General features: G+C 59.8%; 3 protein-coding genes and 1 pseudogene. 3 read left to right on the top strand and 1 reads right to left on the bottom strand.

Annotated features, from left to right (window positions below; translation table 11 throughout):
- Positions 1-86 precede the first annotated feature (86 nt).
- A pseudogene (locus ACQKP2_RS31610) lies at positions 87-773 on the bottom strand (M17 family peptidase N-terminal domain-containing protein); the annotation flags it as partial.
- Positions 774-1,167: 394 nt separating this feature from the next.
- Between ACQKP2_RS31610 and lptF the strand changes: the two are divergent.
- From lptF to lepA, 3 genes are all read left to right on the top strand, one after another.
- Positions 1,168-2,286, top strand: coding sequence for an LPS export ABC transporter permease LptF (lptF, locus tag ACQKP2_RS31605; protein ID WP_427582210.1), 1,119 nt, complete (start codon positions 1,168-1,170; stop codon positions 2,284-2,286).
- A complete protein-coding gene (gene lptG, locus ACQKP2_RS31600) occupies positions 2,279-3,340 on the top strand; it encodes an LPS export ABC transporter permease LptG (protein ID WP_427582209.1) in 1,062 nt (353 codons plus the stop codon). The genes lptF and lptG overlap by 8 nt, the downstream gene beginning before the upstream one ends.
- A gap of 169 nt (positions 3,341-3,509) precedes the next feature.
- The coding region (gene lepA, locus ACQKP2_RS31595) for a translation elongation factor 4 (protein WP_427582208.1) at positions 3,510-5,071 on the top strand (1,562 nt) is incomplete at its 3' end.

The raw sequence follows: 5,071 nt of genomic DNA, 5'->3' as shown, positions 1-5,071 counted from the left end.
CCGGTTCAAACGGCTGTTCGGTTGTTGATGGGGCGACAGTCTGCTTTGCCGATGCGACAACCTGCCACATGCCGGCCGCTTACCGCCCCCAGCGCCTTGATCTTCTTCTCGTCGAGCACTTCGACTTTCAGATCCTTGAACTCTTTACCGAGGTCCTTGGCCTGTTCGCCCAGGAACGTCGGGTGGCAGATGTTCGGAGGCAGGTTGCCCAGGTTACGGGTGAAGGCCATGCCATTGGCGATGGCGGTGGCGTGGGTCACGGCGCGTTGCACTTCAGCCTGAGCGGCCTTGATGGTCAGCAGGGTGATTTTCTTCAGGGCACGTGGCTCGGCCTTCTGGCTCTTGAACTGGTCGAACTGGTATTGGCCGTCCACCAGGGTTTCGGCCAGCAGGCGGGTCTTGCCATAGCTGTCACGGCCTTTGACCACGATTTCGTCCAGTGCCAATACCGCGTCGCTGCCGCCCAGGCCTTTGAGGGTAGCGAGCACGCCGGCGACGATTTTGCGGAACGGGCGGTCGCCCAGTTCTTCATCCTTGCCTACGCCCACCAGCAGCACACGCTCGGCCTTGAGGTTCGGCAGGCTGTGCAGCAGCAGGCTTTGGCCGACCTTGCCAGCCAGGTCACCGCGCTTGAGCACGGCGCTGATGGCGCCACCGCTGAGTTCGTCGATCTGTTTGGCGACAACACCCAGTTTGCGGCCTTCGCCGACGGTGACCACCAGCGTGGCGGTCTTCAACGTTTCCGGGTTAACGCTTTTTACAACCAGTTCCATGTCCGGGTCCCTGAATTGATGGTCGATTGGCAAGCGCTCGACAGCTATTGTGCGTCGCTTGCCTATAAATAGATGGGCGCCGGCGGCAACCCGGCGACGAAGGCCGCAGTTTGAACCTCGCCGCCAGCGCCTGACAACCCTCGGCCGCACGATTCTGTAGGAGCGAGCATGCTCGCGATGAACCCGAGAGCGCCCGGCTGTGTCAGGCTGCCAGCGTTATCGTTGACGCCCATCGCGAGCCTGCTCGCTCCTACAGGGTGGAATGTATTGCGCAGTGACAGGCGCATCCAATCACAGGATAATGCGCCATCTTTTTCGGCGGCTCTGCCCTGTGGGCTGTCTGATCTGTCTGTTTGTTCGGCCGCCTTAGCCTGACAACACTGGAGTGTCTGGTTTGATCGTCTTCCGTTATCTGTCCCGCGAAGTCCTGTTGACCTTGAGCGCCGTGAGTGCGGTGCTGCTGGTCATCATCATGAGCGGCCGCTTCATCAAATACCTCGCGCAAGCGGCCTCGGGCCTGCTGGATCCGGGCTCGCTGTTCCTGATCATGGGGTTTCGCCTGCCGGGCTTCCTGCAATTGATCCTGCCGCTGGGGCTGTTTCTCGGGATCCTGCTGGCCTACGGCCGCCTGTACCTTGAAAGCGAGATGACCGTGCTTTCGGCCACCGGCATGAGCCAGCAGCGCCTGTTTTGCATGACCCTGTTCCCGGCCACGCTGGTGGCGCTGGTGGTTGCATGGTTGAGCTTGAGCCTGGCGCCACAGGGGGCCAATCAGTTCCAGCTGCTGCTGAACAAGCAAGATGCCCTGACCGAGTTCGATACCCTGGAGCCCGGTCGCTTCCAGGCGCTGCGCGACGGTTCGCGGGTGACTTATACCGAGCAGTTGTCGGATGACCGCATCAACCTGGCGGGAGTGTTCATTTCTCAAAAAAACCTCAACTCCGAGAACAAGGATCGGGGGATCTCCGTGCTGGTGGCTGAAAAGGGTCGCCAGGAAATCCGCCCTGACGGCAACCGCTACCTGATCCTCGACAACGGCTACCGCTATGACGGTAATCCGGGGCAAGCCGATTACCGGGCGATCAAGTACGACGAGTACGGTGTGTTGCTGCCAAAACCCGATGTCAGCGACGAAGTGACCGACCGCGACGCCATGACAACCCGCTCGTTGATGGGCAGTGATGACATTCGCCTGCGCGCCGAGCTGCAATGGCGCATTTCCCTGCCGTTGCTGGTGTTCATCGTGACCTTGATGGCCGTGCCGCTGGCACGGGTCAACCCGCGTCAGGGACGATTCCTCAAGCTGCTGCCGGCCATTCTGCTTTACATGGCTTACCTGACCATCCTGATCGCCGCGCGTGGTGCGCTGGACAAGGGCAAGATCCCGGCGGCGATGGGCCTGTGGTGGGTGCACGGAATTTTCCTGGTCATCGGCCTGGGGCTGCTTTACTGGGAGCCTCTGCAGTTGAAGAGGGCGAGTCGCCGCAGCGCGCTGGAGGTGGCCCGTGGTTAAGCTGGATCGCTACATCGGTAGCAGCGTGACCATCGCCATCCTGGCGGTACTCGGGATCATTCTCGGCCTGGCGACCTTGTTTGCGTTCATCGACGAGATGGGCGAAGTCAGCGATACCTACACCCTCGTCGATGTATTGAGTTACGTGATGCTGACCGCACCACGCCGCTTGTACGACATGTTGCCGATGGCTGCCCTGATCGGCTGCCTGATCGGTCTGGGCTCCCTGGCCAGCAACAGTGAGCTGACCATCATGCGTTCGGCTGGTGTTTCGATCGGTCGCATCGTCTGGGCGGTCATGAAACCGATGCTGGTGCTGATGCTCGTTGGCGTGTTGATCGGCGAGTACATCGCACCACCGGCCGAAACCGCGGCGCAGGCCAATCGCTCCCTGGCCCAGGGCAGCGGGGATGCACAAAGCTCCAAGCACGGCCTTTGGCATCGCCAGGGCGATGAGTTCATTCACATCAACTCGGTGCAGCCCAACGGCATTCTGTATGGCGTGACCCGTTATCGTTTCGACAACGAACGGCACATGCTGTCGTCGAGTTTTGCCAAGCGCGCAGAGTTCGACAAGGATCACTGGCAATTGACGGACGTCACGACCACGCTGTTCCACGACAGGAGCACCGAAGTGGTTACGGCGCCGGTCGAGCGTTGGGGGGTGGCCTTGAGCCCGCAATTGCTGGACACCGTGATCATGGTGCCGGAGGCACTGTCGATCAGCGGACTGTGGGGTTACATCCACTATCTGGCCGATCAAGGGTTGAGCAACAGTCGCTACTGGCTGGCATTCTGGGTCAAGGTATTGCAACCGTTGGTCACTGCTGCCCTGGTACTGATGGCCATTTCGTTCATTTTCGGTCCGTTGCGTTCCGTGACGCTCGGTCAGCGAGTCTTTACCGGTGTACTGGTGGGTTTTACCTTCCGCATCGTTCAGGATCTGTTGGGGCCTTCGAGCCTGGTATTCGGTTTCTCGCCGCTGTTCTCGGTGCTGGTGCCGGCCGGTATCTGTGCCGTGGCAGGTGTCTGGCTGTTGCGACGAGCCGGTTAATGGCAGGTTTATCCTGATTCAAAGATGAAATAAACGCCCCGTTCGCAAGGCCGGGGCGTTTTTGTACGCGCCGTCTGACCTGCGAACGTGACGCTTGCGCCGTGGATCAGGTACAATTCCCGGCTATTTTTCGGCGGGCTATGCCTGCAGCCTTTTTGAGTGTTGATCCGTGAGTGATTTGAGTCATATCCGCAATTTCTCCATCATCGCCCACATTGACCATGGCAAGTCGACGCTGGCCGATCGTTTCATCCAGATGTGCGGCGGCCTGGCCGATCGTGAAATGGAAGCCCAGGTACTGGACTCCATGGAGCTGGAACGTGAACGCGGGATCACCATCAAGGCCCACAGCGTTACCCTCTATTACAAGGCCAAAGACGGCATCAGCTACCAGCTGAACTTCATCGACACCCCGGGCCACGTCGACTTCACCTACGAAGTCAGCCGTTCCCTGGCGGCCTGTGAAGGTGCCTTGCTGGTGGTCGACGCAGGTCAAGGCGTCGAAGCGCAGTCCGTCGCCAACTGCTACACCGCCATCGAGCAGGGCCTCGAAGTCATGCCGGTGCTGAACAAGATCGACCTGCCACAGGCCGAACCCGATCGCGTCAAGGACGAGATCGAGAAGATCATCGGTATCGACGCCACCGACGCCGTCACCTGCAGCGCCAAGACCGGCCTGGGTGTCGACGAGGTTCTGGAACGTCTGGTAACCACCATTCCTGCACCGACCGGCGAAATCGACGGTCCTCTGCAAGCGCTGATCATCGACTCCTGGTTCGACAACTACCTGGGTGTCGTGTCCCTGGTGCGCGTGCGTCATGGCCGCGTGAAGAAGGGCGACAAGATCCTGGTGAAATCGACCGGCAAGGTCCATCTGGTCGACAGCGTCGGCGTGTTCACCCCGAAACACACCGCCACCGCTGACCTCAAGGCCGGCGAAGTGGGCTTCATCATCGCCAGCATCAAGGACATTCATGGTGCGCCGGTCGGTGACACCCTGACCCTCAGCTCCACTCCGGACGTTGAAGTGCTGCCAGGCTTCAAACGCATCCAGCCGCAGGTTTACGCCGGTCTGTTCCCGGTCAGCTCCGACGACTTCGAGGATTTCCGCGAAGCGCTGCAGAAGTTGACCCTCAACGACTCGTCGCTGCAATACACCCCGGAAAGCTCCGACGCACTGGGCTTCGGCTTCCGTTGCGGCTTCCTCGGCATGCTGCACATGGAAATCATCCAGGAGCGTCTCGAGCGCGAGTACGACCTGGACCTGATCACCACGGCGCCGACGGTAATCTTCGAACTGTTGCTCAAAACCGGTGAGACGATTTACGTCGACAACCCGTCGAAGCTGCCGGACGTGTCGTCGATCGAAGACATGCGCGAGCCGATCGTGCGCGCCAATATCCTGGTGCCTCAGGAGCACCTGGGTAACGTCATTACCCTGTGTATCGAGAAGCGTGGCGTACAGGTCGACATGCTGTTCCTCGGCAATCAGGTGCAGGTCACTTACGATTTGCCGATGAACGAAGTGGTGCTCGACTTCTTCGACCGCCTGAAATCCACCAGCCGTGGTTATGCATCGCTGGATTACCATTTCGATCGTTACCAATCGGCTAATCTGGTGAAACTGGATGTGCTGATCAACGGTGACAAGGTCGACGCCCTGGCGTTGATCGTGCACCGCGACAACTCGCACTTCAAAGGTCGCCAGTTGACCGAGAAGATGAAGGAACT

The organism is Pseudomonas sp. NPDC089569, from assembly GCF_050280625.1.
In the GTDB taxonomy this organism is placed as follows: domain Bacteria; phylum Pseudomonadota; class Gammaproteobacteria; order Pseudomonadales; family Pseudomonadaceae; genus Aquipseudomonas.
This window is presented reverse-complemented; position numbering and strand designations above follow the sequence as displayed.